Raw genomic sequence first — 24,926 nt, forward strand, 5'->3', positions numbered from 1 at the left:
GAAAGCGCCCCCTATATCCTTGAATTTTTTATTGTTTCCTAGTTTACGCCCCCTTTTCAAATAAATCAAAGAAATTTTTGAAAATTTTAAATTTTTAAAAATAAGAACAACCCATTTTATATTGTTATATCAACATTGTTACCGTTTACAAAATGTCAAAAAATATTTTTCTGCATTTTGCAACAAAAATTTTTTTCGTCTAAGAGAAGGATTTATGTCTAAAGATGCGAATGTATTGTATTCAATAAACGGACGTCCTATCTATTTTTAGGAAAAAGAGGATAAATAAAGCGAGGTGGAAAAATAAAAAATAAAATTTGAGGATAACACTCATATTTTTTCCTCGTTACTCATAATCCTATTTTCAAAAATCATTTTGACAAATTTAAGGGGGCTAAATCATATGGCATGTTTACAAATTAAAGGAACAAGACAAGAAGTAATGGAAATGCTTCAGTTATTTGACTTAATGAATACAAAAGGCCTGTGTAAATTAGAGGATTATGTAGAATTACTCCCATATACAGAGCAAAATAAAACGACACAACATCCGATGTATATTGCTTCTGTTGATGTACAATCAAATGATTATACGATGCAAGATGTGCAAAATGATCGTTTTGTATGTGACATGTTAACTGGAGTTTATAACGACTAGTTTACTTCTTCTTCTGCCACATGTGTGAACTCTTCTGCTAATTAGTGAATATTCTTCCGAAAAAGGAACATATTACTAGATGGCAGGAGGTGAATAACATGGCGAAAATTGGAGTAGAAAATACTTTAACAAACGTACAACAAGCTCTGCAGCAAAAAGGACATGACGTAGTCTCATTACAATCGGAAAGTGATGTACAAGGATGTGACTGCTGCGTTATAAGCGGTCAAGATTCTAATGTAGCGGGGATTAGTAATGCTGTGATAAAGGGATCTGTTATTGACGCAAGAGGATTAACAACCGATGAAATTTGTCAACAAGTCGAAAGTAGAATTCAATAAAGTGAAACTTTAATGAATAAGGAATCCTATAGGAAGCTTCACTTTGCGATCCCATCAAACTCTCGAAGATGGGGACTTCTTTCGGAAATACATTAAAAGAAGGCTACCATTTATAAAAAAGTAGCCTTCTTTTCTATATTTAACTAACGGGAAAGTAACATATACTGGATGAAAGCCCTACCTCTCTCTCATCATTACGGCTCCAACGACCGCTCCTGATACACTAGTATGTGTATACAGTTTACAAATACAATCTCTCCTATACGTGCTCACTAAAGTTGTTGGCATTATCGCCCGATCTTTAGCAAGTCAGTGATTTATATAAGTAAAGAATAATCAATATATACTAGCTGTAACCGAGACACGAAAATACATCATACCTCTTCCATACAACAATGTCAACATTTTTTCAAAAATAAAAACAGGCCAACAAATGAGCCTGTTTGCTAAAACTGCGCTTTTTCCTTTAGTACGTACACAATGAATCCGCTCACTAACATACATAAACCGACAACAAAATTCTTGATGTTAATCATTTATACCTCTCCCTTGTTCTTTCATAAATCATCATTCTCTATATGTTTTCATTTACCTTATATTCGTATCGTTTTTAAGCACACTTCATCTACTATATCATAATTTCCTTAAAATACAAGTATCCTATTAAGGCTTATTTACCAATCTTTGCACTGCATTAGGCACTGTTTCCAATGCTTTTTCTACAAGGTGTGTACCACTATGTAAGTGCAATACTTGAATCCCTTTTGCCCCAACTACTAAAAATGCAACAGGATTAATGGAAACCCCAGCACCACTTCCACCTCCAAATGGATGTAGGCTCTGTGCCTCTGTTTTTTGTCTATTTACATTAAAATCACTGCCACCTGCGCCAAAACCAAAGGCAACTTTTGAAACGGTTAAAATAATACTGCCATCTGCTGTTGATACTGGCTTTCCGACAATCGTATTAACATCCACCATTTCTTTTAAATTTGTCATTGCTGTTTTCATTAAGTTTTCAATTGGATGTTGCGTCATAGAAACCACCTCTTTTTCCTATCAATTCCTTTTTATCGTTTCCAAAAACGATAAAGACATACCAATTTTTACAACTTAATAATTTTGAAAGTAGATCTTCCTTGTAGAACATTCTTCCCTAAAAGTTACTTGAACTAAAAGCATAGCTTACTATTTGCAAACAATAGGATAAAATGAAACTTTAATCAGCCCTCACCAATCGGGCGCATGCCAGCAGTTTATCTCCCACCCAACATTCTAGCCACTGGAACTGGACAACAAATAAAAGAAATGTGGAAGTGGCTCGCACAGAATGTGAGGGGGATGGAGTTTCTGACGTAGAGGTGCTTTTTACCTCGTACGAAGAAGCGAAGCCACCGAACATTCTAGCCACTGGAACTGGACAATGCTTTCGCCGAACTTTGAGGTGGGAGTATTACCGTCCGCAAATAGCGGGATAAAAAAATAGAAGTAGCTCATACTAGACATGAAGCTCTTTATGAAAGGAGATATCACATTGACTGATAAACATGAAGAACATTATAGAGAAAACGAAGATCATTTCGAAGAAGAATATGCAGCTGAAATTGCACCGAACGGTGTGCCTTACAAAAACAGGGAAGAAGTAACGACAAAAGCCGGAGGAGCAACATCTGGATTTATCGCACTCGCTCTTGCCGTCTTATCTTTATTCACTTTCCCAACGCTCTTTGGACTTCTTGCTGTCCTACTAGGTATCTATGCTTATAACCGCGGAGCTACTGTTACAGGTGGAATTGCTGCAGTCGTTGGCGGCTTAGCAGCAATTGTCGCATTAATATTTCGGGCGGCTCTTATCGGTTTATTCTTTTCTCTTTTTTAAACACGATAAAGTGAAACATTAATCAGCCTTCACCACTCGGGCGCATGTCAGCAGTTTATCTCCCACCGAACATTCTACTAAATTTTAAGGTGGGAGTATTACTGCCCGCAAATAGCGAGATAACGCAAAGCTTCCATCATGTAGCATAATAAAAGATATCTTGCTTCTTGCAAGATACCTTATCCTGTAAATACATCCTCAGATGGATAGCGAATTTTTTGTTTTGCTGGCCGAGCAAGTGAAAATACAAGTGTTAGCGGTCCAATTAATCCGCAAAACATAACAAACATAATCACGCATTTTCCAAAAGCTGATAATTTAGCTGTAATCCCCATTGTTAATCCAACTGTTCCAAATGCTGAAATCGTTTCAAATAAGACTTCCATAAAACTAAAATTTTCAGTAAGCATTAGTATAAATACTGCCACAAAAATTAAAAATTGACTGGCAATTACAATCGCCAATGCTCTCGTCACTGTTGACATTTTTATCGTACGACGAAATAAAACCAAGTCTTCTCTTTTCTTAAAAAATGAAAGCACAGATGTAATTAAAATAACAAAAGTGGTGAGCTTAATACCGCCTCCAGTCGAAACACTTCCCGCTCCAATAAACATAAGTACCATCGTAAAGAACAGTGTTGACTCTCCCATACTTCCGTAATCAATTGTATTAAATCCAGCTGTACGCGGTGTAATTGCTTGGAAGAACGATGCCCACAACTTCTCACTTAATGATAAAGAACCTAATGTTTTTGCGTTATTATATTCTAATAAAAATATAATAAGCATTGCAGCCACAATTAACACAACCGTACCAATAATCATGATTTTTGAATGCAATACTAGTTTTCGAAAACTGCGGCTATACCATATATCAATGAGCACGGTAAAACCTAAACCACCTGTTACAATTAACGTACAAATACCAATATTTACAATAGGATCGCCAACATATCTCGTTAAATTATCTGGCCATAATGCAAAGCCGGCATTATTATAAGCAGCCACGACATGGAACAAGCTGTAATATAGTCCTTTTCCGAGTCCAAATTCAGGAACAAAGCGAATAGATAAAAATACAACACCCACTAATTCAATACAAATAGAGAAGAAAAATACCCGTTTTACTAATTTTACAAGCCCGCCAATGTTTGTTTGGTTTAACGCTTCTCCAATAAGAAGACGATGGCGCAGCCCTATCTTTTTCCCTAACACCCAAACTATTAAAATAGCTATTGTCATTAAACCTAAACCACCAGTTTGTATTAGAAACATAATGATAACTTGTCCAAATATTGTAAATGTACTATTCACATCCACTACACCTAAGCCAGTTACAGTCGCAGCTGACGTCGCTGTAAAAAAAGCATCTACCCAGCTAATAGACGTTTTTGTTGAAATTGGTAATTTCAACAATATCCCTCCAACGATAATCAAAGCAAAAAAGCCAATTGCTAAAATTTGCGGTGGACTTAATCGTATAAAACGATCGTTTAAGTCTCGTTTTTCTATTATTTTCATAGCACTAACTCCCTTAATCCATCATCCAAAATATGTAACATAGTTGAGCATAATCTTTTTTCATATGAATTTCAACTTTTATTCCCATATAAAAAATAGAAAATAGAAAATTCCTAATTCCTTCACTCCAAGTTCACATTGAATTCACATCAGTCTTTTATAGTATAATTATCGAAGCTGTTCCTCCCTAATAATGAGACATCCCCAATGTCTCAAACAGCTTTCTGTCCCTAACTTAAAATGACATAAATTGTCCCCCTTCCTAGGCCATCTTGCAATGCAAAGATGGCTTTTTTTATTTCACTACTTTTATTCCCTCCTGATATATAAATCGATTTTAAATTTCAATATATAAGTCGCTGCTATGACAACATAACCTCTACTTTCTTTCTCCTTTTGTTTTAAACCTTGCATGTGGTAGAAAAAGGCCCTGACCGTTTCTATGCACGGCCAGACGCTCTTTTCCTCCCCAACAAGAAAAGAGCTTTTATGTCGATTTTAAAATTTGAATTTATATAGAAAAGAAGAAGTGAATACACTTCACTCCTTCCTTGATTTGCTTCCTTTTTTCGAACGATATTCTTTTCCTTTGTTATCATCACCAGCAATAAACTCTGTACCAAATTCCTGTTGGTATTGACCTGCTTTAGGTGCTCCTTGATTCCCGCTCCCTTTACTACCATTACGATTCGTCATACAGCTTCCTTCCCTTCTTTATCATATATTGTTAGTATGCTTCGTTCCATTCAAAATACACATAAAAAACCTTCGCTTAATCGCGAAGGCTTTAACATAACAAAATGGTTTCCTAATGCAAATACAAAAATTTATTAATATTAAATTAATTTTTGTGATATAGCGATCATAACTGTCATTTCTTCTTCAGATAAAGTAGAAAATCGTTCTTTCAAATACAACTTGTTCTGTTTTTCCATCTCAACTACTAACTCTTTCCCTTTATCAATAATCTCCAAATACACAACGCGGCGATCTGATGTACTACGCGAACGCGTTACGAGTCCTTTTTTGATTAATTTTTCTGCAACAGCCGTAATATGACTATTCGATACATTCAATTCATTCGCAACACGAGAAACCATTTCCTTTTGGTTTCGATTTAAAATACGTAACACAAGAAATTCATTCCACGGAATATAATCCTCAAAAATTTTGTTCATATCATTACGGATTGTACGAAACATAGCAAAAAAATTTGTCGACAAATTCTCGATGAGCAACTCGCGATTGTTAACCATTATATACAGCACCCCTATGTACTTAATATAGTTAAATAAAAATATTATGAACTATATTAACGTACTTTTTTCATTTTGTCATCCATTTTATTTGGAAATTCATGTATCTTTTCTTTCTTGTATGGAAATAGATGATAAAAGTTGCTTTTATCAAATGCTGCACACTTGATCAGCGCGAAAACAGGGTGCCTATAAGCACCCTGTTTTCATTTTATTCCACATAATGAAACAGTGTACCCTTAATGTAAAGTTTCGACATTGAAGGATGTCCCCACCGATTATAGTTTCACTACCTATACTTCATTTCCCTAAAAAATGTTACAATAAACAAAAAGTTATTTTTTCCCAAAATAAGTGAGGGGGTTTATATGAAGGAACAAGACGAGGCGTTTTCAGATTTAAATATAAAAGAAAAAACACTTATAATTAGTAGTATTTCGCTACTCATTTTTCTCGCATTGGCTTTTATATTTTTTATTTCTGTTGGTGTATTTCATCTTACTGGGGTCGAATATACATCTCGAACAGCTCTTCTTCTCTTTTTTATATTAAGCCTTGCTTTAGACATATTTAGTAGTTTTGGAATTGGTTTGTGTAAAATATTTTTTAACGCCCCATTAAACCAAATGCCCAAATGGCTCTCATTTCTCCTTCTTGCTATTTTACAAATTTCCTTTGATTGGATTACAATTCATATTACAGATGAATGGATTGATGGGGTTACCATTTCTAATATAGGAGAATTGTTAATTGTCCTAACCTTTTTCACAATTGATAAACTATGGATTACCGATAAGAAAAATAAGTAATATTACAAGCTTTCCGCAAAAAAACTTGATACAATATGAGAAAATATAGAAAGGAGTGTCATGTATGACATTACAGCAATGGTTTGAAAAAGGCATGTCCTTTGATACATATGTAAATAATATGACAGTAAACCAATACGAATTACTACACGTTTACAATAATTTCTTAATACCAAATGAACTTCTTCCAATTTTAGAAACACGCCAAAATGACAACTTAAAGGTTATCGTTTTAACCGCAGATTGGTGCGGCGATGCCCTTCTTTGCGTACCGATTATGAAACGCATTTGCGAAGTTGCTGGCATTGAAATGCGCTTACTTATTCGCGATGATCATTTAGAGTTGATGGATCAATATTTAACAAATGGTACTGCACGTGCAATTCCAATTTTTATTTTTATCGATCAAGATGGGAATGAAAAAGCAGTATGGGGACCTCGGGCACCAAAAGTACAAGAGTTGGTTACATCTATGCGTGCAACACTTCCTAATAAGGAAGATCCAGGATTCGAAGAAAAACAGCAAAATATGTATGCAGAATTCCGTAAAACATTAGCTTCTGACACAGCAATTTGGGAACACGTAATGGAACATATAATAGATAGAATAACAAAATAAAAAACTGCCAAATGGCAGTTTTTTCATTATAAAACAAAGAAATAAAACACCGCAGCAAGAATGAAACGGTAATATGCAAATGGTGTTAACTTCACACGAGATAATAATTTTAAGAATGAAACAATTGCTAACATTGCAACGACAAATGCAGTAATAAATCCGCTCGCAAATAATGGAAGATCTGCTACACTTAGTTCACTCCAACTCTTAATTAAATCAAGACCTGTTGCTGCAACCATCATTGGTACAGCAAGAATAAATGTATATTCAGCAGCCGCCGTATGAGATACACGAGCTAATAACCCACCACTAATCGTAGATCCAGAACGTGAAAATCCTGGCCATAGTGCTAAACATTGAAACATTCCAATTGTGAATGCTTGTTTATAGGTAATCTCGTCCAATGTTTTTGCTGTGCTTGGTTTTGAAAACTTCTCAGCAATAATCATTAAAATACCACCAGCAACTAAACTAATAACAACCGGGCCTGTCCCGAATAAAATCTCCTTGATTTTGCTATGAAATAAAAAACCAAGTAAACCAGCTGGAATCATTCCAATAATAATATGTAATAAGTTTAAAGATGGCCCTTGCTTTACTCGTCCAATTCCAACTAATGACCATAATCGTTTCCAAAATACAACAACAACCGCTAAAATGGACCCTAATTGCACAACAACTTCAAATGTTTTTGCCTTATCTCCTTCAAACCCAATTAAATGCCCTGTTAAAATCATATGTCCTGTTGATGATACAGGTAAAAACTCCGTCAATCCTTCAACAGCACCCATGATTAATCCAATTAACCAATCAGCCACACCCGTGCCTCCTTAATACCTTCTAATGCTTTATTCATACTTTATCATAATACCTCATCTTTACAAAACACGCATCGTTTTTTTCAAATTCATTCTAAATACATGGATACGTATTACTTTTCTAAATCCTTATTCAATAGTATGATTAAAGCGGTTTGTTTGTATATTAGAAAGGAGTAAATATGAAAGAATCTTCATCGATTTCACAAAAAATAAAACAATTTGTCTTATTATTTTTTCCTATATTTGTTACACAAATATCATTATTTTCCATGAGCTTTTTCGATACTACGATGTCAGGCCATGCAAGTGCTACGGATTTAGCTGGCGTTGCAATTGGAACAAGTATATGGATTCCTATTAGTACAGGATTAACAGGTATTTTAATGGCAACCACTCCGATTGTTGCTCAGCTTATTGGTTCCAAACAAAAAGAAAAAGTCGCTCATGTCGTGACACAAGCTGTATATTTAGCAATTTTTGTTAGCCTTATCGTTATACTAATTGGTTTTTTTACAGTTTCACCTATTTTACATGCCATGCATTTAGAACACCAAGTAGCTCAAATTGCTAGTCAATTTTTAAGCATTATCGCATTTGGTATCATTCCACTGTTTGTTTATACAGTTCTCCGCGGTTTTATTGATGCCTTAGGAAAAACACGAACTACAATGATTATTACTTTACTATCTTTACCGATTAATATTGTGTTGAACTATGTACTCATTTTTGGTCATTTCGGTTTCCCTAAACTCGGAGGAGTCGGCGCTGCGATTGCCTCAACAACCACATACTGGTGTATTTTACTAATCACAATTATCATTATTCGTACAAAAGAACCGTTCTTCTCATATGGTATCTTTCGATGTCTATATCATCCCTCTCTATCTAGCTGGAAGGAATTATTAAAACTTGGGATACCTATTGGATTTGCAATCTTTTTTGAAACAAGCATTTTTGCTGCTGTTACGTTATTAATGAGTAATTATAATACAACAACCATCGCTGCTCACCAGTCTGCAATAAACTTCGCGTCTCTTTTATATATGACACCACTCAGCTTATCTATGGCAATGACAATTTCTGTTGGATTCGAAGTCGGTGCATCCAGGTATAAAGATGCTAAGCACTATAGCTTTATAGGGATTGGCTTGGCACTCGCTTTTGCGTTTGTTTATTCGCTCTTACTATTTGTATTTGATGAAAATATTACTTCTATTTATACAAATGATCCTGTTGTACACGACTTAACGAAACAATTTCTAGTATTTGCGATTTTGTTCCAATTTTCTGATGCAGTTGCTACACCAGTACAAGGGGCACTTCGCGGTTATAAAGATGTAAATGTCGCTCTTATTATGACGCTCATCGCCTATTGGGTCATAGGCCTGCCGCTCGGTTATATCCTTGCAACCTATACACCTTTAGCCGCAAAAGGATATTGGATTGGACTTATTTTAGGACTGGCTTTTGGAGCAATCTTTTTACTTGCTCGTCTTTTGCAAGTACAGAAAAAATATATTGTAGTAAAAAGCCGCTAAATAGCGGCTTTTTTAATATCTGAAAGATACAAAAGGGACAGCCCTCTATTTTTTGTATCCATTTATTTTTTTAATATATCAATTATTATCTATAATATTTAAAAAAAGAATAGGATTCCTTATAAAAGAGAGCTATAATAGATTTTGATATTTCTATAAAGGAGATTAATTGAATATGAGGAAATTTATGATCGCACTACTACTATGCTTTTCTTCTATGCTTCCTATCAAAGCAGTCAACGCAGAGACAAATCAGCCAGATCATTTGATAACTGTCAATGTTGCGACTAATAAGATGGCATATTATGAAAAGGGTAAACTTATTAAAGAGTTTACAGTTGCTACTGGCAAAAGCAGTACAAAAACACCATTAGGAACATACAAGATTGTTAACAAAATTAAGAATCGTCCATATTACAAAAGACACATTCCTGGCGGTGATCCACGTAACCCATTAGGAGATCGTTGGCTCGGTCTTGATATAAATGGAACGAAAGGAACAACATATGCAATCCATGGAACCAATAACGTAAATGCGATTGGAAAATGGACTACACTTGGTTGTATTCGCATGTATAATGAAGATGTGCATTGGTTATTTGATCGCGTTCCTGTCAATACAACTGTAACTATCACAAACAAATAAGCAATAACATATAAAGCAATTACTGTTTCATATGAATATATAGTTACATAATGCTTTTTTTTGGGGAAAAATGTTCTTTTTTAAGAACATTTTTCTTCATTTATAATCTATATTAAGAACCCGTTATAATGAGATATTTAGATGTATATTCCCTGTTCCCCCCCTTCTCTACAATCTCTTTTCCAATATTTTTGTTTATACTTTTCATTCAAGCCTTACCATACTGAGTGTATATTTCTTCCTCATAGCGCGTAACCTATCCATACAGTGAAAGGAGTTGCAACAATGGACGAAACAGAAAAGCAACAATCTTATCAAGAAGAGTTTGCACCGGAAATTTCACCTAGTTATCGCCAAGATGTACATCCCCCCTCTCGTTTTTCGAATATGACGTTTTTAGTAGGGATTGTCGTATTTGCAGCTGTATTATTATTGCTAATTACCTTCGTATATTTTAGATAAAAGACAGGAGGATTAATATGGATAACAACCGAGCAAGTACAAGCAAACGAGTTGTAAAAACGCAAAAGGGTTACGCTGGAGACTCTTTGGACAAACACCGAGCTATCGAAAATGCAAATCTTGTTTTGGCTAAAAAGGAGATTGGGCAACAAAACGAGAATTTATAAAACAATATCTCTATAATAAAACCCCTTTCTTTTTTTGGGGGACGAGAGCATCTGGCCGTGCACAGAAGCGGTTAACGTCTTTTCCTGCCATATGCGGATTTAGAACAAAAAAAGAAAGCAAGTAGCGGTCATATTGTATTCTACATAGCAGAAACTGTTATGTAGAATAATTAAAATGGATTTATATAGAAAAACAAAAGAAGTCCCTAATTTAGGGATTTTCTTTTGTTTCATCAATAAACGAAAGAGGCGAAACAAATGGTAGACTATACACACTACATTCAAAAAACGCTCCCCCATTTCCCTATCCATTCCTATCATAAAGATGAAAGCGGTTGGGATAATGTTGCGATTATCGTAAATGATGAATGGTTATTTCGATTTCCTAGAAAATTTGAATATGCGAAAAAAATTCCTCGTGAAAAGCAATTGTACAAAGCATTATTTTCTAAACTGCAAGCAGAACAGATAGAAGTACCGAACTATCAGATTTTATATGAAAACGAAGTGGATTCTATTCCTGTTTGTAGTTACTATAAAATGATTCACGGTGAACCATTCAAATCATCTTACTTACATAATCTCTCAGTCAATGAAAAATCGCATATCACTACACAACTAGCATCATTTCTTGCTGCTTTGCATACAGTCCCTATAACACTTGCAAAAGAATGGGGATTTCAAGTTGAACAAACTATTCAATATTGGAACGAATTATATATAAAACTAAAAGATTATCTGTTTACCACATTTACAATAGAAGAAACTGATCGATTGAATACACTATTTCAAACATTTTTAGAACAACTATATACAATTACTCCCTTACAAACCGTTATACATGCCGACTTAACACATAATCATATTTTATTTCATCCTCATACAAAGAAAATCGCTGGCATCATTGATATAGGAGACGCACAAATTGGCGATCCCGCATTTGATTTTGCTGGATTATACGCTGACTATGGGCATGATTTTACTTTAGAAGTTTACAACAACTATATTTCTTTAACGAAGAGCAAGGATAAAACCTTTTTCGAGCGGATTGTCTCCTTTTATCAATACAGCCCTATACTCCATGATCTCGTATACGGTTTCGAGACAAATAACGAAAAAATAATTGAAAGAAATAAACGACGATTATTACATATTTTAAACAAATAAAAAGGTGCTTCTTTGCACCTTTTTTCCTGCTCATGCTCCTCATCTCACGCTCATCATTAAGAAAGGTGCTGCACAAACTCCGTGCCAAAACATAGGCACGCTTCCACATCATCATCTTCGGGCGTTAATTCCACTTTTAACCCTTCGAGTACGACTTTAGCTCCGCATTCTTGTAATTTTCCAATTAAAATGTCAACAGCTGCCCCGTATTTCGGATATGCAGAATCACACGAACCAAACACTGCTGCTATTTTCCCTGTTAAATCCACTTTATCCATTTCATCATAGAAATCTAAGAAATCATCCGGTAAATCGCCGTCTCCCCATGTGTATGCACCTAGTACAATTCCATCATACTCTTCTAGAATAAACGCTTTGGGTGACGACATAATATCGATTACTTCAATTTCTTTTCCTGTCTTACGAATCGCCCTGGCAATATGATCTGCCATCTCCTCTGTATTTCCACTCATACTTGCAAAAATCATTACTAACTTACTCATTAGACTCTCTCCCTTTACTATGTATCTCATTCTCTATATTTTTAGCACTCTTTTACAACTAGTGAACACTTTTGAGAATTATTATCAATTACAACACCACTAGATTAATCGATAATGATTATCAAAGTCAATGACTATTTTTAAAAAATTGATGAAAAGATACAAGCTTGTCCGGAAGACATACATATACTATAAATGAGCATAGTTCTTTCTTAACCCTCTCTAACGGAAAGAAATAGAAGCAACTGCGAATATTGCAGTTGCCTTTTTTTATTTTGGAATATACAGTGAAACTTACACTTATTCTTTCAATAGTTCCATTGCCGTTTGTAAAAATAATTGTGCACCGCGAATTAACGCTGTTTCATCTACATCAAATTTAGGATGATGATGTGGGTAGCATGTTTCTTTCTTTTTATCGCCTGTTCCTAGCTTTATAAAACAGCCTGGAGCCTTTTGTAAATATGCTGAAAAATCCTCTCCGCCCATAGAAGGTGACAGTGAGGTAATACTTTCTTTTCCAAACAATGCAATTGCGCTATTTTCTACTATTTTTGTCACATATGAATCATTTATGACTGGATTATATCCATATCGATACGTATATATGTACGTTGCATCGTGCGCTGCTGTAATCCCTTTTACAATTTGTTCAATTATACCTTCAGATTCTTGTCTTAATCTGTTCTCAAAGCAACGCACCGTTCCTAAAATCATTGCTGTCTCAGGAATAACATTATCAGCTGTTCCAGCATGAAATTGCGTAACCGAGACCACTCGTTGTTCAAATGCATCAGTCCGCCTTGAAACAAGATGCTGTAAATTTGTAATAATTTGTGCACCGATTACAATGGGATCCACTGTTTGCTTTGGATGAGCAGCATGTCCTCCTTTTCCTTTAATTTCAATGGTAAATACATCAGGTGCCGCCATCATCGGCCCATAAGAAATTCCTATTTTCCCACTATCTAGTCCTGACATAACATGTAAACCGATCACATAATCTACGCCATCCATAACGCCTGCCTTGACCATCTCTTGTCCTCCACCAGGGTATTGTTCTTCAGCATGTTGGAACAAAAGACGAATTTCCCCTCCCCAGTCATCATCATATTTTGCTAAAGCTTCTGCTACACCTAATAAAATTGCCGTATGTGCATCATGTCCACAAGCATGCATAACTCCTGGTACAGTTGATGCATATGGCTTCATTGTTTTCTCTTGAATTGGAAGTGCATCTATATCTGCGCGGATTGCAATCGTCTTACCCGTACCTTTTCCTTTCCGCTTTGCCATTACACTGCATGCTGTTGGTCTTGTTAGGTCAAAATAAGAAAATGAATCCAATGTGTCATATACAAACTGTGATGTATGTTTTTCCTGAAATGACAGTTCAGGGTGCTGATGCAAATAGCGCCGCCACATTCGAATATTATCTTCCGAAAGGTAACATAACCAATCTACGTGAGATGTTTTCATCCGCTTCAACTCCCTATTCTATTTTTAACAATCTTATTCCATCATTAATGACCGTATTCCCTTGTTTAATGAAAGTTTATGTACTATCTTAGTTAGAAGTAGCATATTCTTGTCTCTTTCCTTTGCAAAGGAATTACAATTCTATCTGGAATGTAATATAATTGTTAAGTTAGGGATTTTCTTTTTTAACATTTAGTGCTACTATCAAAAAAGAGCCTTTCCGTCTTACATTTACCTAAAATGTGGAATTTTTGTGTTTTTCAAAGTGATGTAGGATATGATACTTACATACGGATACTATTTCAAAGAGGGGGACAGACATGAAGATATTAAAAGAAATATGGTCTCAACCACTCACGCAATGGATTGCAAAAACTTGTTACTACCTTGCGATTTTACTTGCTTTACTATGGTTGTATGGATTCCAAGATACAAATACAAGTACATTTATTTACAATGAATTTTAGGGTGGGAGCGTTATGAAGTTATTAGAACAGATTGAAAAATGGGCGCTTGAAACGCCTGACCAAACTGCATTCGTTTGGCGAGATGCGAAAATTACGTACAAACAATTAAAAGAAGACTCTGATGCATTAGCACATTGGATTTCTTCTCAATATGGTGATGACCGTTCACCAATTATCGTATACGGACATATGCAACCAGAAATGATTGTCTGTTTCCTAGGGTGTGTCAAAGCTGGTCATGCGTATATTCCAGTAGACGTCTCAATTCCAGCTGATCGTGTATTGCGCATTGCGGAAAGTTCTGGTGCAAAGCTGCTTTTATCTCCAACTGAGGTTACAGTAGCTGAATTACCAGTTGAGACTATTGATGGAAACAAATTAGAAGATATTCTTCTTACTCATAAAGGAAAGATTCCAAATCCTGACCATGCAGTAAATGACGAAGACAACTTCTACATCATTTACACATCAGGTAGTACAGGAAATCCAAAAGGTGTACAAATTACGTCTAACTGCCTTGTAAGCTTTACAAAATGGATAGTTGAAGACTTCAACTTACAAACAGGACAAGTCTTCTTGAACCAGGCGCCTTTCTCATTTGACTTATCTGTTATGGACATTTATCCATCATTAGTAACCGGTGGTACACTATGGGCAATTGATAAAGATATGATTGCACGTCCAAAAGATTTATTTGTTTCTTTAGAACAATCAGATATACAAGTTTGGACATCTACACCGTCCTTTGCAGAAATGTGTTTAATGGAACCATCTTTCTCAGAAGGTATGCTTCCAAATATGAAAACATTCTTATTCTGCGGTGAAGTATTATCTAATGATATTTCAAGAAAACTGTTAGAGCGTTTCCCAAAAGCTACGATTATGAATACATATGGCCCAACAGAAGCAACTGTTGCAGTGACTGGTATCCATGTAACAAATGAAGTAGTGGAGAAATATCAATCTCTTCCAGTCGGTTACTGTAAATCAGATTGCCGCATCATCATTATGAAAGAAGATGGTACAATTGCGGCTGACGGTGAAAAGGGTGAAATCGTCATTGTTGGTCCAAGTGTAAGTGTTGGATACTTAGGAAGCCCTGAATTAACAGAAAAAGCATTCACTGTTATTGACGGCGAACGCGCTTATAAAACAGGTGACGCTGGCTATTTAGAAAATGGACTTCTTTTCTATAACGGTCGTCTTGATTTCCAAATTAAACTTCACGGTTATCGAATGGAATTAGAAGAAATTGAACACCACCTTCGTTCTTGTTCATATGTGGAAGGAGCTGTTGTACTTCCAATTAAAAAAGGTGAAAAATATGACTACTTATTAGCAGTTGTTGTTCCAGGTGAACATTCTTTTGAAAAAGAATTCAAATTAACATCTGCTATTAAAAAAGAACTCAATGAACGATTACCGAATTACATGATTCCACGAAAATTCATGTATCAATCTTCTATTCCAATGACACCAAATGGAAAAGTAGATCGTAAAAAATTATTGAGTGAGGTTACAGCATGACCCCATATGCATCATTTTATTTTTTCGCTATTGTAGGCATTTTGCTTATTCCTACCATTATTGCTGGGTTACGAGGGAAAATGCTGCGCAAATATAATGCGGTTGTAACACTTATTATGCTCGCTGTTATCTTTTCAGATAAACCAATACAAGCTGTTGCACTAGCAATATTTGCAATTTGGCAATATGTTTTGATTAAAGGCTACTTAACGTTAAGACAGCGTGATAACAAAACGAGTATTTTTTGCATCGCTGTTATTTTATCGATTTTGCCACTTATCTTAGTGAAAATCGTACCTGCTATTCCAGCTTTAAAATCAATCGTATTTTTTAATGATATACCAGCTATCAAATTAATTGTGTTTCTTGGTATATCCTACGTAACATTTAGAGCTGTACAAATGGTATTTGAAATTCGTGATGGTCTGATTAAAGAAATATCACTATTTAAGTTTTGGGAGTTTCTTTTATTTTTCCCAGCGATTTCAACTGGCCCGATCGATCGTTATCGTCGATTCCAAAAGGATTTAGAGAAACCACCAACAGCAGATGAGTATAAAGCAATGCTTTATACAGGAATCAATCGTATTTTCCAGGGCTTTCTTTACAAATTTATTATTGCGTACTTAATTAAAAACCATATTTGGGATGCAGCAATTTCTAAACAAACTACATTTATTTCATTTATGACTGATATGTACGCTTATAGTTTATATCTATTCTTTGACTTTGCAGGATATAGCGCATTCGTAATCGGTGTAAGTTATATAATGGGTATTAAAATGCCAGAAAACTTTAACAAACCTTTCTTAAGTCGTAATATTAAAGACTTTTGGAACCGTTGGCACATGACATTATCTTTCTGGTTCCGCGACTTTATTTATATGCGCTTTGTCTTTTTTGCAACAAAGAAAAAATTAATTAAAAACCGCTATACAATTTCTTATATCGGTGCATTTTTAAACTTTGGAATTATGGGCATTTGGCATGGACTAACGTGGTATTATATTACATATGGCTTGTATCATGCCATTTTGTTCATTGCGTTTGATATATTTGAACGTAAAAATAAAAAGCATAAGTTTTGGCCAAATAATAAATTTACACATGTCCTTGGAATTATCATTACATTCCATTTCGTTTGTCTCGGTCTTCTACTCTTCTCAGGTAACCTAGGCAGACACTTTTAGTTAAAAACTTCTTAGGAAGTTACACATAATACATTATGGATATAAAGGAGAATAAACAATGGCTGAATTTAAAGATCAAGTATTAGATATTTTAGAGGAAGTATGTGAAAATGACATCGTAAAAGAAAATACAGATGTACAATTATTTGAAGAAGGCATTCTTGATTCTTTCGGTACAGTATCATTATTAGTAGAATTCCAAGAACGTTTAGGCATTGAAGTGTCTATTTCTGATTTTGATCGCGACGAGTGGGCAACACCAAACATGATTATTAAGAAACTGGAAGATATGCGATGAAAAAAACAACGTTTGGCCCGATGCTTCTAGCATTTGCTCTTTTCTGCGTGGTGTTATTTATTCCATCACGCTTCTTTTTACCACTTATCGGGGAGCAAAAGGTCGACGATGCCACAACATCTTTAAAGAAAGAAATGTTTCAAGGCATTGCAATACAACAAAAGATGCTAGAAGATCCAAAATACCTTCCGATGTATGGTTCATCGGAATTTTCCCGCATGGATGTGTACCATCCATCGAACTACTTTAAAGTAAAAAATCAAGAATTCACACCGTTTCTTATCGGTCGTGGTGGAACACAAAGTCTTACTCACGTATTAAGTCTAGCTTCCTCAATGGATCAGTTAGAAAATCGTAAAATTGTCTTTGTCCTTTCACCACAATGGTTTGTAAAAGAAGGTTTAGATGAAGTGCATTTTGCGCCAAACTTTTCGTCTCAACAAGCGTACCATCTCATCTTTAACAATGACTTAAAGCCTGAGATGAAAAAGCAAATTGCTGAGCGATTATTAAGATTTGAGATTGTTCGAAAAGATACACTCTTAAAAACTTCTTTAGAAGGAATTGTATATGACGACACAAAACATAACGTGAAAGCGGCGGCAGCAAAACCATTTGCATACGTATATCGTAATATTTTAGACCGTAAAGACTTAGTTACATCAATATTTGATATTAAACCGCGAAAAACACATTTAGATCCTGAATTAAAATCCCTTGCTTGGGAAGAAATTCGTAAGCGAGCAGAAAAAACTGGTGAATTGGAATCTAAAACGAATCCATTCGGCATTGAAGATCCGTACTATAATAAGGGCATTAAGAAGAAATTAGAACATCTAAAAGGTTATCGAGCGAATGAATCATTCGATGAATCACCAGAGTATGACGATTTCCAATTAGTCTTAGACATTTTAAAACAATCGCATGCAAAACCATTGTTTATTTCTGTTCCTGTTAATGGTCCATGGTACGATTATGCTGGATTCCCAAAAGAACGCCGTGATGTATACTATAAAAAAATTAATGAACAAATTGCTAAAGCTGGATTCCCAGTTGCAGACTTTTCAAGCCACGAATATGATAAGTATTTCTTAAAAGATACGATGCATTTAGGTTGGAAAGGCTGGGTATATGTCGACGAGTCACTTCAACAGTTTTATAAAAGCAACTAAAAAAGAACGCTTGAATTTTTCAAGCGTTCTTTTTTACTTATAGATAGTGCTTTGTAATCTAGTTAATGTTTCCTTTGTCTCTTTAATCACTCGCATGATAATGTGCTCTGCCTCTTCCATTTTTGCTAAGGATGAAGCTTGCCCTGCCCAAAGTGACATGTACTCACGATTATTTTGTTTAACTGCCGCTTGGCGAATTTCTGTTGTTAATACATTTTGAATTGGATATGCAGGAAATTTCTCTTCTTTATTTTTTAATTGTTTGATAAAACTATTTTGAATTCCTCTTGCATATTTACCTGAAAATGCACGTGTCATTGTCGTACTTTGGTCTGTACTCTTTATTATTGCTTCTTTATGTGCCTTATGAGCCGCACTTTCATAACAAGTTAAAAATGCTGTGCCCATTTGTACTCCTTCGGAACCAAGTGCATAAGCTGCCACTACTCCCCGCCCATCCATAATTCCCCCTGCCGCAACAATAGGGATTTGCGGAATAGCGTCAACAAGCTGCGGAATCAGTGCAGTTGTGCCAATCATGGAATCTTGTTCTTTTCCAAGAAATGTTCCGCGATGTCCTCCTGCTTCACTTCCTTGTCCTACAATAATATCTACACCTAAATGTGCCAATACTTTCCCTTCGGCCACATTTGTTGCCGTACCAACTATTTTTATCCCATGCCCCTTTAATCTCTCTATTTCTTCCCGTTTTGGTGTATCAAAAGTAAAACTAAAAACAGGCACGTTCTCTTCTATAAGAACTTCCAGCTGTTCTTTATAATTTTCTGGTAACTGCATTGTTTTCTTCACTATTTCTAATTGCAGTTGTTCCCGAATAGGTTGTAATAAATGCTGTGCTTCTTCTACTTCTTTTTCATTCATTTGTATATCATTTGTAATAAACAAGTTCACTGCGAACGGTTTATCTGTTAACTGACGAATTGAACGTACTGCAAGGCGAATTTGTTCAGAACTCATATATCCTGCACCTAACGTCCCTAATCCTCCGCTATTAGACACAGCAGCTACTAACTCTGGTGTTACAACTGTTCCTGCCATCCCGGCTTGAATAATAGGATATGTAATTTGTAGCTTCTCACATACTCGGCTATAAAACATTTATTTCTCTCCTTTCTCTTATACTTTCTTGGCCACCAAAAGCATTTCCTTCTTTCCTCAATTATTGAAGACACATTGCATGAATATAGTGTAAGAAAGGTGGGAATTTGATGCAATATCCAGAACCGTTACAATACGGAGATACCGTTATGATCATCGCTCCAGCAGGTCCCCCATCTATAGACCACATTCTTCAAGCAAAACAAAAGTTCGAAGAGATGGGCTTATTTGTTATCATTGGAAAGAGTGTACAAGAAAAACGAGGATATTTAGCTGGAGATGATACCGTTCGCCTTCATGACTTACACGAGGCCTTTACAAACCCATATGTGAAAGGGATTTTTTGTGCTAGAGGAGGATATGGGACTGGTCGCCTTCTACCTTCTATTAACTATGGACTCATTCGAGATAATCCAAAAATTTTCTGGGGTTATAGTGATATTACAGCTTTACACATCGCTTTTGAGCAATTGGCACAACTCGTTACGTTTCATGGTCCCATGATGGAGGAAGTGGGAAAGGGACTTGATACCCTCTCTTTCTCCTCTTTCAAACAACTTTTTCGTCCATACTCTATTATTCTAGAAGGAGCAGCGTTTCTTCACTCTTTCAATTGTTGCATCACCGCTCCTCTTGTCGGAGGAAACTTAAGCGTAATTACAAGTACTCTCGGTACACCGTACGAAATTGATACAAAAAACAAATTATTATTATTGGAAGACATCGGCGAAGAGCCTTATCGCGTTGATCGCATGTTAAATCAATTGCGCTTAGGAAAGAAATTTGAACAGTGTGCTGGTGTTATCTTTACAAATTGTCATAAGTGTACATCTTCAAAACCAGCTTTATCTATTTCTGAAATTTTATATGATTACATTATCTCTTATAATATTCCCCTTTTGTATAACCTACCAATTGGCCATATACAACCAAATATAGGAATCCCTCTAGGTGTTCCTGCTACAATAAATGGGCAACAAAAAACACTTTCTATCTCTTCTGGTATAAAGTGAAACTTCCATCACCAATCGGGCTTTTACGGGCAATTATCCCCACCTCTTCTTTACTTCTCCTTCAAACCTTGAGGTTGGGGGCTTACTGCCCGTTAATGCGGGATAATGTGAACTTTGCATCAAGAAGAGTTTCTTCATATTCTCTGACTCTTATACTACTTTTATAGGAAAAAGGAGAAGCTTGTCTGCTTCTCCTTTTTCCATTCATTAATTCTTGTTGTTGTTGTTATTGTTGTTCCACATGTTCCAACCAAAACAGCAGTTATTCTTGTTTTTGTTATTGTTGTTATTGTTGTTATTGTTGTTGTTCTTATTATTATTATTGTTATTGTTCCACATGTTCCAACCAAAACAGCAGTTATTCTTGTTATTCTTGTTGTTATTATTGTTATTATTGTTATTATTGTTATTATTATCGTTAGCCATATATCCCCATCCTCTCTTGGTCAAGCTACTAATACTATATGTCCCCTTGAAAGAATGGTAACGGCAATTTATTGATAATAATTAAAAATTCTTCCGGAAGCAATGTCAGCAATTTCTGGAGGTGTAAATGTTTTGTCAAGATCTGTGCCAACATTTAAGACCGCTGTTGCTTCCACATCAATGCTTTCAAATAACTCTTTTCCACGAATCGAAATAACAGGTACATCTTCAGGCAATGCAGCTTGTAAAAATTCAAGCTGCGTAAAGAATGGTAAAATCCATCTTCCTTCCCCCTGAAAATAGCGTAAATGCACTATTCCTTGTGAATCTCCTTCTTTTATATCAACCGTTCCTGCAACATAAACGTGTGTTGTTAATAACGTTTCATAAAATTCTTTTTGTTTTTGTTTATCTTCATCAGCTAATGCTAATAATGTTTCTAATTTTTTTACTGGAATATGTGCCATTCGCCGCCACCCTGCTTTCAAAATTATTGTAATGTAATTATACAAAATATTCTTATTTTTTTCTATAAAATTATTTTTTCACTATAAAGCTAAGTAACTTCTCCTTTCTCAGTCTGCTAACAATAATCATTCTGGCTATAATTGAAACATTCAATAATAGCTTTTTTACATTGTTTTTTGAAAAGTGCATTACAACCGATATGAAACATGTCTTCCCTCAATGAAAATATTTTTTGTTAAGTTTATTCAAAAAACACGTAAAAACATCTTACAATGAGTATAAAAATGTTTTATTATGTATTAAAATACAAAGTTAAGAAAGGGGCACCACAGTGAAAATTTGGTTTTACGAAAAAACAAAAACCACAAATGATTTACTCGGTATTTGGGATAACGTTCCCACTATTCCGCGAATCGGTGAGAAAGTAGAGCTTTTAAAGAAAGTACGTACTGTAACGGACATTAAATATATAAAAAATGGGAATAACTTTCATGTTGAAATTTTTATTTACTAAAGAAAAAAGCTCTCCATACTTTTTAGGAGAGCCTTTCTCTTTCATCTGCTTTTTTTATCACAATTGTATCATTCACTAGTTCCACTTTTACATAATCACTTTCTTCTAAACCTAAGTGATTGACAGCTTCATCAGGTAATTCAACAGCCATGTAGCGCTCGGTGAAAACAACTTGACTATATGCAGCTTGCTCTACAATCAAATCAGCTTGTTTTTCTTCTTGAATGATTCGAAGTAGAGGCAGTCCAACTTCTCTTACAGTACGCCAATTACGACGAATAAAGGGAACAAGCCATAATAAGCTAATAATAATGATAACAAGACCCATCCATAAATTACTCAGTGCTTGTAAATCAGCAATTTTTACTGGTTCTTGTGCACTGCTATCAGTAAATTGAATGATACTAACAACAGTATTGTTTAAGGCGTGAACAATAATATTTGTCCATAGGCTTTTCGTCTTTATATATAAAAGACACATAACAACACCAAATAAAAAGGCACCAACTACATCAACATGCCCAAATCCAAAAATAAGCGAAGAAATGATAATGGCCCGTTTCACACCCCATTTATACGCCATTCGGTTTAAGAAAAAGCCTCTGAAGATCACTTCTTCCATAATTGGAGCAAATATACAAGCTGAGATGACACTTAAAATTTTTGTAAAAGTAGTGCTCATATCAATAACATTTCCATCACTTAATAAATCAACTAAAAAGTCCGGAATCATCTGAGCTAGTATGTAAAATTGAATAAAAGATACACCGAATGAAAAAATCATTCCCATAGCCGTAGCAATTAAAATAAGTCGCCATGGAATTGATGATGGTTTATCAAAAAAACTTGTAAATACTGCGTTATGTTTTTTCATCTTATAAAACAACCAAAGTAATGGAAAAGCAAAGAAAACTAGGGTGTCTGAGACAAATTGGAATACACCATTTTCAGCACCAATTATCTCTAGTGGAAGATATACAATAAACGCACCTAAAATCATCCACCCAAAAAAACTGCGTAGTCGAATCCGTGAAAATGCAAGGTTAATAGAAAACACTTCCAACATGATATATTTATATTATAGTATCAATATGCTGTAATTTCTTCCTTTTTTTATTAAATTAGTCTTGTATCATCCTACAACTCCCAAAATAAATCCCCGCCTAAGCGAGGATTTATTTTTATAACACATCACGTTTTTGAAACAATGCACCCGAAGCAACGAGTAAAACGGCAAAATGAGCTAGCACAAATAATAAAGAAGTTGTAAAGCTAAACTCTGTAAATATTGGTTTGGCCCCTTGACTTAGCAACACATTACTATCATACATATTTAAATTTAAGTGAAACATTACAATATATTTTGCTGTACCTTGAGCAAATTGGAATACTAGCATTTTTAACATTCCCTCTAGGAAGAAGAAAAATAGTGTAATAACTAATGGTAAAACTGATTTTCTAAAAATATTCGCTAGCAAGAATGCAACTGTTGGATAAAAGAATATCGGTAAAATATTATATGCAAAACGTTTTAACAAAATTGTAAAAGTTACCGCTCCAGTGTCCCCGCCAAATACAATGAGACCAATCAGCATTGCTGTAAGTAAAGAAGCAATACATACAAACAATATAGCTAAGAGAATTGTAATATATTTTGAAAATAAGATCGTAACTCGTTTTCTTGGTCGAATCAATAATTGTTTAATTGTCCCTTTTTGAAATTCCTCTGTAATTGTGCGGGATGCTAACGTAACTCCAAAGATTGTTGCAAACGTAACAATCATGCCGATATTTTGCTCTGCAAACATAATGAATCCTTCAATTTTGATTTCAGGTGGAGCCCATTTTTTGATAATAACTGCTGCTGCAATTTCTAATACTGCTAGCACTCCTAATAAAATATACATACTCTTTTTTGCATGCAACTTTAAAAATTCATTTTGAATTAACTTTATCATTATGCTTTCACTCCCCCTGTAACTGCTAAGAATTCATCTTCTAATGATTTATTTTGAACGGTTACACCGTACACAAGAACATCAGCATGCACTAAATTTTTCACAAGTTGCGGAATTTCCTCTTTCATGACAGATACAATAATTTTGTTTTCTTGTATGGTTCCTTTAATCAGTTCATTCGCTTTCTCTACTTGATTCACTTCAATGGCTACCATAATCTTGTCATCACTTTTTACCTGTCCACGTAAACTATACTCTTGCACAAATTGTCCCTTCTTAATAATAACGACACGATCACACATCAGCTCAATTTCACTTAATAAGTGACTTGATACAATGACTGCAATGTTTTCTTCTTTTGCCAAACGCTGTAAGTAATCTCGAATTTCACGAATTCCCGCTGGATCTAAACCATTTGTCGGCTCATCTAAAATTAAAATTTTCGGATTATGCAGTAATGCTTGCGCAATCCCTAAACGTTGTTTCATACCAAGAGAATATGTTTTTACCTTTTTATGAATCGCATGCTCTAGTTCAACAAGCTTTACAATTTCAGCAATTCGTTCTTTACCAATTGGTGTAACAGCCATATTGGCAAAATGCTTTAAATTTTGCATTCCCGTCATATATTCATATAGCTCCGGGTTCTCTACAATCGCTCCAATATACTCTAGCGCTTTTTCACGTTCAGTACGTATACTATGGCCACAAATTGTAATATCACCTTCTGATACTGAAATCAGCCCTGTCATCATCCGAATTGTCGTCGTCTTTCCACTTCCATTTGGCCCAAGAAAGCCGTACACTTCCCCTTCCTGTACTTCAAACGAAAGACCACGAATAATTTCAGCACTGCCTATTTTTTTATGAACATTTTCTAATTTCACTACTACATTTCCCAATGTC

General features: G+C 35.1%; 31 protein-coding genes. 17 read left to right on the plus strand and 14 right to left on the minus strand.

Annotation, left to right across the window (positions count from 1 at the left end; all coding sequences use genetic code 11):
- Positions 1-403: 403 nt before the first annotated feature.
- A complete protein-coding gene (locus PLX19_RS15800; protein ID WP_272189657.1) occupies positions 404-658 on the plus strand; it encodes a DUF3911 family protein in 255 nt (84 codons plus the stop codon).
- Between the two features lie 98 nt (positions 659-756).
- Positions 757-999, plus strand: coding sequence for a YkuS family protein (locus tag PLX19_RS15805; protein ID WP_139207656.1), 243 nt, complete (start codon positions 757-759; stop codon positions 997-999).
- Between the two features lie 446 nt (positions 1,000-1,445).
- On the opposite strand, the gene PLX19_RS15810 is transcribed toward PLX19_RS15805, so the two are convergent.
- Together PLX19_RS15810 and ytfJ are read right to left on the minus strand one after the other, a co-directional pair.
- Positions 1,446-1,535 (minus strand): phosphoribosyl-ATP pyrophosphatase, encoded by a 90-nt coding sequence (locus PLX19_RS15810; RefSeq protein ID WP_272189658.1) that lies wholly within the window; start codon positions 1,533-1,535, stop codon positions 1,446-1,448.
- 127 nt (positions 1,536-1,662) lie between these two features.
- Positions 1,663-2,037 (minus strand): GerW family sporulation protein, encoded by a 375-nt coding sequence (ytfJ, locus tag PLX19_RS15815; protein ID WP_272189659.1) that lies wholly within the window; start codon positions 2,035-2,037, stop codon positions 1,663-1,665.
- 478 nt (positions 2,038-2,515) lie between these two features.
- On the opposite strand from ytfJ, the gene PLX19_RS15820 reads away from it, so the two are divergent.
- A complete protein-coding gene (locus PLX19_RS15820; protein WP_272189660.1) occupies positions 2,516-2,878 on the plus strand; it encodes an imidazole glycerol phosphate synthase in 363 nt (120 codons plus the stop codon).
- Positions 2,879-3,057: 179 nt separating this feature from the next.
- On the opposite strand, the gene PLX19_RS15825 is transcribed toward PLX19_RS15820, so the two are convergent.
- The 3 genes from PLX19_RS15825 to PLX19_RS15835 form a co-directional block, all read right to left on the minus strand.
- Positions 3,058-4,401 carry a TrkH family potassium uptake protein gene (locus PLX19_RS15825; RefSeq protein ID WP_272189661.1) on the minus strand — a complete coding sequence of 448 codons (1,344 nt, stop codon included), beginning with the start codon at positions 4,399-4,401 and terminating at the stop codon, positions 3,058-3,060.
- Between the two features lie 540 nt (positions 4,402-4,941).
- The gene (locus PLX19_RS15830; protein WP_242217100.1) at positions 4,942-5,097 is read right to left on the minus strand and encodes an imidazoleglycerol-phosphate dehydratase; all 156 of its coding nucleotides are present in this window, start codon (positions 5,095-5,097) and stop codon (positions 4,942-4,944) included.
- A gap of 140 nt (positions 5,098-5,237) precedes the next feature.
- Positions 5,238-5,657, minus strand: a complete 420-nt coding sequence (locus PLX19_RS15835) for a MarR family winged helix-turn-helix transcriptional regulator (RefSeq protein ID WP_272189662.1) — start codon at positions 5,655-5,657, stop codon at positions 5,238-5,240.
- A gap of 368 nt (positions 5,658-6,025) precedes the next feature.
- Here PLX19_RS15835 and PLX19_RS15840 point away from each other — a divergent pair, with 368 nt between their 5' ends.
- Both PLX19_RS15840 and PLX19_RS15845 read left to right on the plus strand, forming a co-directional pair.
- Positions 6,026-6,466 carry a regulatory YrvL family protein gene (locus tag PLX19_RS15840; protein WP_272189663.1) on the plus strand — a complete coding sequence of 147 codons (441 nt, stop codon included), beginning with the start codon at positions 6,026-6,028 and terminating at the stop codon, positions 6,464-6,466.
- A gap of 64 nt (positions 6,467-6,530) precedes the next feature.
- Positions 6,531-7,085, plus strand: coding sequence for a thioredoxin family protein (locus PLX19_RS15845; protein ID WP_272189664.1), 555 nt, complete (start codon positions 6,531-6,533; stop codon positions 7,083-7,085).
- A gap of 26 nt (positions 7,086-7,111) precedes the next feature.
- On the opposite strand, the gene bacA is transcribed toward PLX19_RS15845, so the two are convergent.
- Positions 7,112-7,903, minus strand: coding sequence for an undecaprenyl-diphosphate phosphatase (bacA, locus tag PLX19_RS15850; protein ID WP_272189666.1), 792 nt, complete (start codon positions 7,901-7,903; stop codon positions 7,112-7,114).
- Between the two features lie 182 nt (positions 7,904-8,085).
- On the opposite strand from bacA, the gene PLX19_RS15855 reads away from it, so the two are divergent.
- From PLX19_RS15855 to PLX19_RS15875, 5 genes are all read left to right on the plus strand, one after another.
- Positions 8,086-9,444, plus strand: coding sequence for an MATE family efflux transporter (locus tag PLX19_RS15855; RefSeq protein WP_272189668.1), 1,359 nt, complete (start codon positions 8,086-8,088; stop codon positions 9,442-9,444).
- Between the two features lie 175 nt (positions 9,445-9,619).
- Positions 9,620-10,090, plus strand: coding sequence for a L,D-transpeptidase (locus tag PLX19_RS15860; protein ID WP_272189670.1), 471 nt, complete (start codon positions 9,620-9,622; stop codon positions 10,088-10,090).
- Between the two features lie 285 nt (positions 10,091-10,375).
- Positions 10,376-10,552 carry a 2-isopropylmalate synthase gene (locus PLX19_RS15865; RefSeq protein WP_272189671.1) on the plus strand — a complete coding sequence of 59 codons (177 nt, stop codon included), beginning with the start codon at positions 10,376-10,378 and terminating at the stop codon, positions 10,550-10,552.
- A gap of 17 nt (positions 10,553-10,569) precedes the next feature.
- Entirely contained in the window at positions 10,570-10,719 is a 150-nt protein-coding gene (locus PLX19_RS15870; protein ID WP_020061860.1) for a hypothetical protein, read from the plus strand.
- 258 nt (positions 10,720-10,977) lie between these two features.
- On the plus strand, positions 10,978-11,886 hold the full coding sequence (locus PLX19_RS15875) for a phosphotransferase family protein (protein WP_272189672.1): 909 nt from the start codon (positions 10,978-10,980) through the stop codon (positions 11,884-11,886).
- 56 nt (positions 11,887-11,942) lie between these two features.
- On the opposite strand, the gene PLX19_RS15880 is transcribed toward PLX19_RS15875, so the two are convergent.
- Both PLX19_RS15880 and PLX19_RS15885 read right to left on the minus strand, forming a co-directional pair.
- A complete protein-coding gene (locus PLX19_RS15880; RefSeq protein WP_272189675.1) occupies positions 11,943-12,389 on the minus strand; it encodes a flavodoxin in 447 nt (148 codons plus the stop codon).
- 300 nt (positions 12,390-12,689) lie between these two features.
- Positions 12,690-13,868: a M20 metallopeptidase family protein gene (locus PLX19_RS15885; RefSeq protein WP_272189677.1), complete on the minus strand. Its 1,179-nt coding sequence runs from the start codon at positions 13,866-13,868 to the stop codon at positions 12,690-12,692.
- Positions 13,869-14,188: 320 nt separating this feature from the next.
- On the opposite strand from PLX19_RS15885, the gene PLX19_RS15890 reads away from it, so the two are divergent.
- From PLX19_RS15890 to dltD, 5 genes are read left to right on the plus strand one after another with little or no spacing between them, the layout of a single operon-like run.
- A complete protein-coding gene (locus PLX19_RS15890) occupies positions 14,189-14,335 on the plus strand; it encodes a teichoic acid D-Ala incorporation-associated protein DltX (protein ID WP_035435359.1) in 147 nt (48 codons plus the stop codon).
- 12 nt (positions 14,336-14,347) lie between these two features.
- A complete protein-coding gene (gene dltA, locus PLX19_RS15895; protein WP_272189678.1) occupies positions 14,348-15,862 on the plus strand; it encodes a D-alanine--poly(phosphoribitol) ligase subunit DltA in 1,515 nt (504 codons plus the stop codon).
- Entirely contained in the window at positions 15,859-17,052 is a 1,194-nt protein-coding gene (gene dltB / locus PLX19_RS15900; RefSeq protein WP_272189679.1) for a D-alanyl-lipoteichoic acid biosynthesis protein DltB, read from the plus strand. Before dltA ends, dltB begins: the two co-directional genes overlap by 4 nt.
- A 58-nt stretch (positions 17,053-17,110) precedes the next feature.
- Entirely contained in the window at positions 17,111-17,350 is a 240-nt protein-coding gene (dltC, locus tag PLX19_RS15905) for a D-alanine--poly(phosphoribitol) ligase subunit DltC (RefSeq protein ID WP_020061867.1), read from the plus strand.
- Entirely contained in the window at positions 17,347-18,522 is a 1,176-nt protein-coding gene (gene dltD, locus PLX19_RS15910; protein WP_272189682.1) for a D-alanyl-lipoteichoic acid biosynthesis protein DltD, read from the plus strand. The genes dltC and dltD overlap by 4 nt, the downstream gene beginning before the upstream one ends.
- A gap of 33 nt (positions 18,523-18,555) precedes the next feature.
- On the opposite strand, the gene PLX19_RS15915 is transcribed toward dltD, so the two are convergent.
- A complete protein-coding gene (locus tag PLX19_RS15915; RefSeq protein WP_272189683.1) occupies positions 18,556-19,641 on the minus strand; it encodes an NAD(P)H-dependent flavin oxidoreductase in 1,086 nt (361 codons plus the stop codon).
- A 110-nt stretch (positions 19,642-19,751) separates the two neighbouring features.
- Here PLX19_RS15915 and PLX19_RS15920 point away from each other — a divergent pair, with 110 nt between their 5' ends.
- Complete coding sequence (locus PLX19_RS15920) at positions 19,752-20,654, plus strand: S66 peptidase family protein (RefSeq protein WP_272189684.1); 903 nt, start codon at positions 19,752-19,754, stop codon at positions 20,652-20,654.
- A 161-nt stretch (positions 20,655-20,815) separates the two neighbouring features.
- Here PLX19_RS15920 and PLX19_RS15925 read toward each other — a convergent pair whose 3' ends face one another.
- Positions 20,816-21,004 carry a hypothetical protein gene (locus PLX19_RS15925; RefSeq protein ID WP_272189685.1) on the minus strand — a complete coding sequence of 63 codons (189 nt, stop codon included), beginning with the start codon at positions 21,002-21,004 and terminating at the stop codon, positions 20,816-20,818.
- A gap of 144 nt (positions 21,005-21,148) precedes the next feature.
- The gene (locus PLX19_RS15930) at positions 21,149-21,547 is read right to left on the minus strand and encodes an SseB family protein (protein ID WP_272189686.1); all 399 of its coding nucleotides are present in this window, start codon (positions 21,545-21,547) and stop codon (positions 21,149-21,151) included.
- A 332-nt stretch (positions 21,548-21,879) separates the two neighbouring features.
- On the opposite strand from PLX19_RS15930, the gene PLX19_RS15935 reads away from it, so the two are divergent.
- Entirely contained in the window at positions 21,880-22,062 is a 183-nt protein-coding gene (locus PLX19_RS15935; RefSeq protein WP_272189687.1) for a DUF3913 family protein, read from the plus strand.
- A 22-nt stretch (positions 22,063-22,084) separates the two neighbouring features.
- Here PLX19_RS15935 and PLX19_RS15940 read toward each other — a convergent pair whose 3' ends face one another.
- From PLX19_RS15940 to PLX19_RS15950, 3 genes are all read right to left on the minus strand, one after another.
- On the minus strand, positions 22,085-23,110 hold the full coding sequence (locus PLX19_RS15940) for a type II CAAX endopeptidase family protein (protein WP_272189735.1): 1,026 nt from the start codon (positions 23,108-23,110) through the stop codon (positions 22,085-22,087).
- 133 nt (positions 23,111-23,243) lie between these two features.
- Positions 23,244-24,020, minus strand: a complete 777-nt coding sequence (locus PLX19_RS15945) for an ABC transporter permease (protein ID WP_272189690.1) — start codon at positions 24,018-24,020, stop codon at positions 23,244-23,246.
- The gene (locus tag PLX19_RS15950) at positions 24,020-24,922 is read right to left on the minus strand and encodes an ABC transporter ATP-binding protein (protein ID WP_272189691.1); all 903 of its coding nucleotides are present in this window, start codon (positions 24,920-24,922) and stop codon (positions 24,020-24,022) included. The genes PLX19_RS15945 and PLX19_RS15950 overlap by 1 nt, the downstream gene beginning before the upstream one ends.
- Between the last annotated feature and the right edge of the window lie 4 nt (positions 24,923-24,926).

Origin of the sequence: Bacillus sp. BP-3, assembly GCF_028401955.1 — a bacterium.
Lineage (GTDB): Bacteria > Bacillota > Bacilli > Bacillales > Bacillaceae_G > Bacillus_A.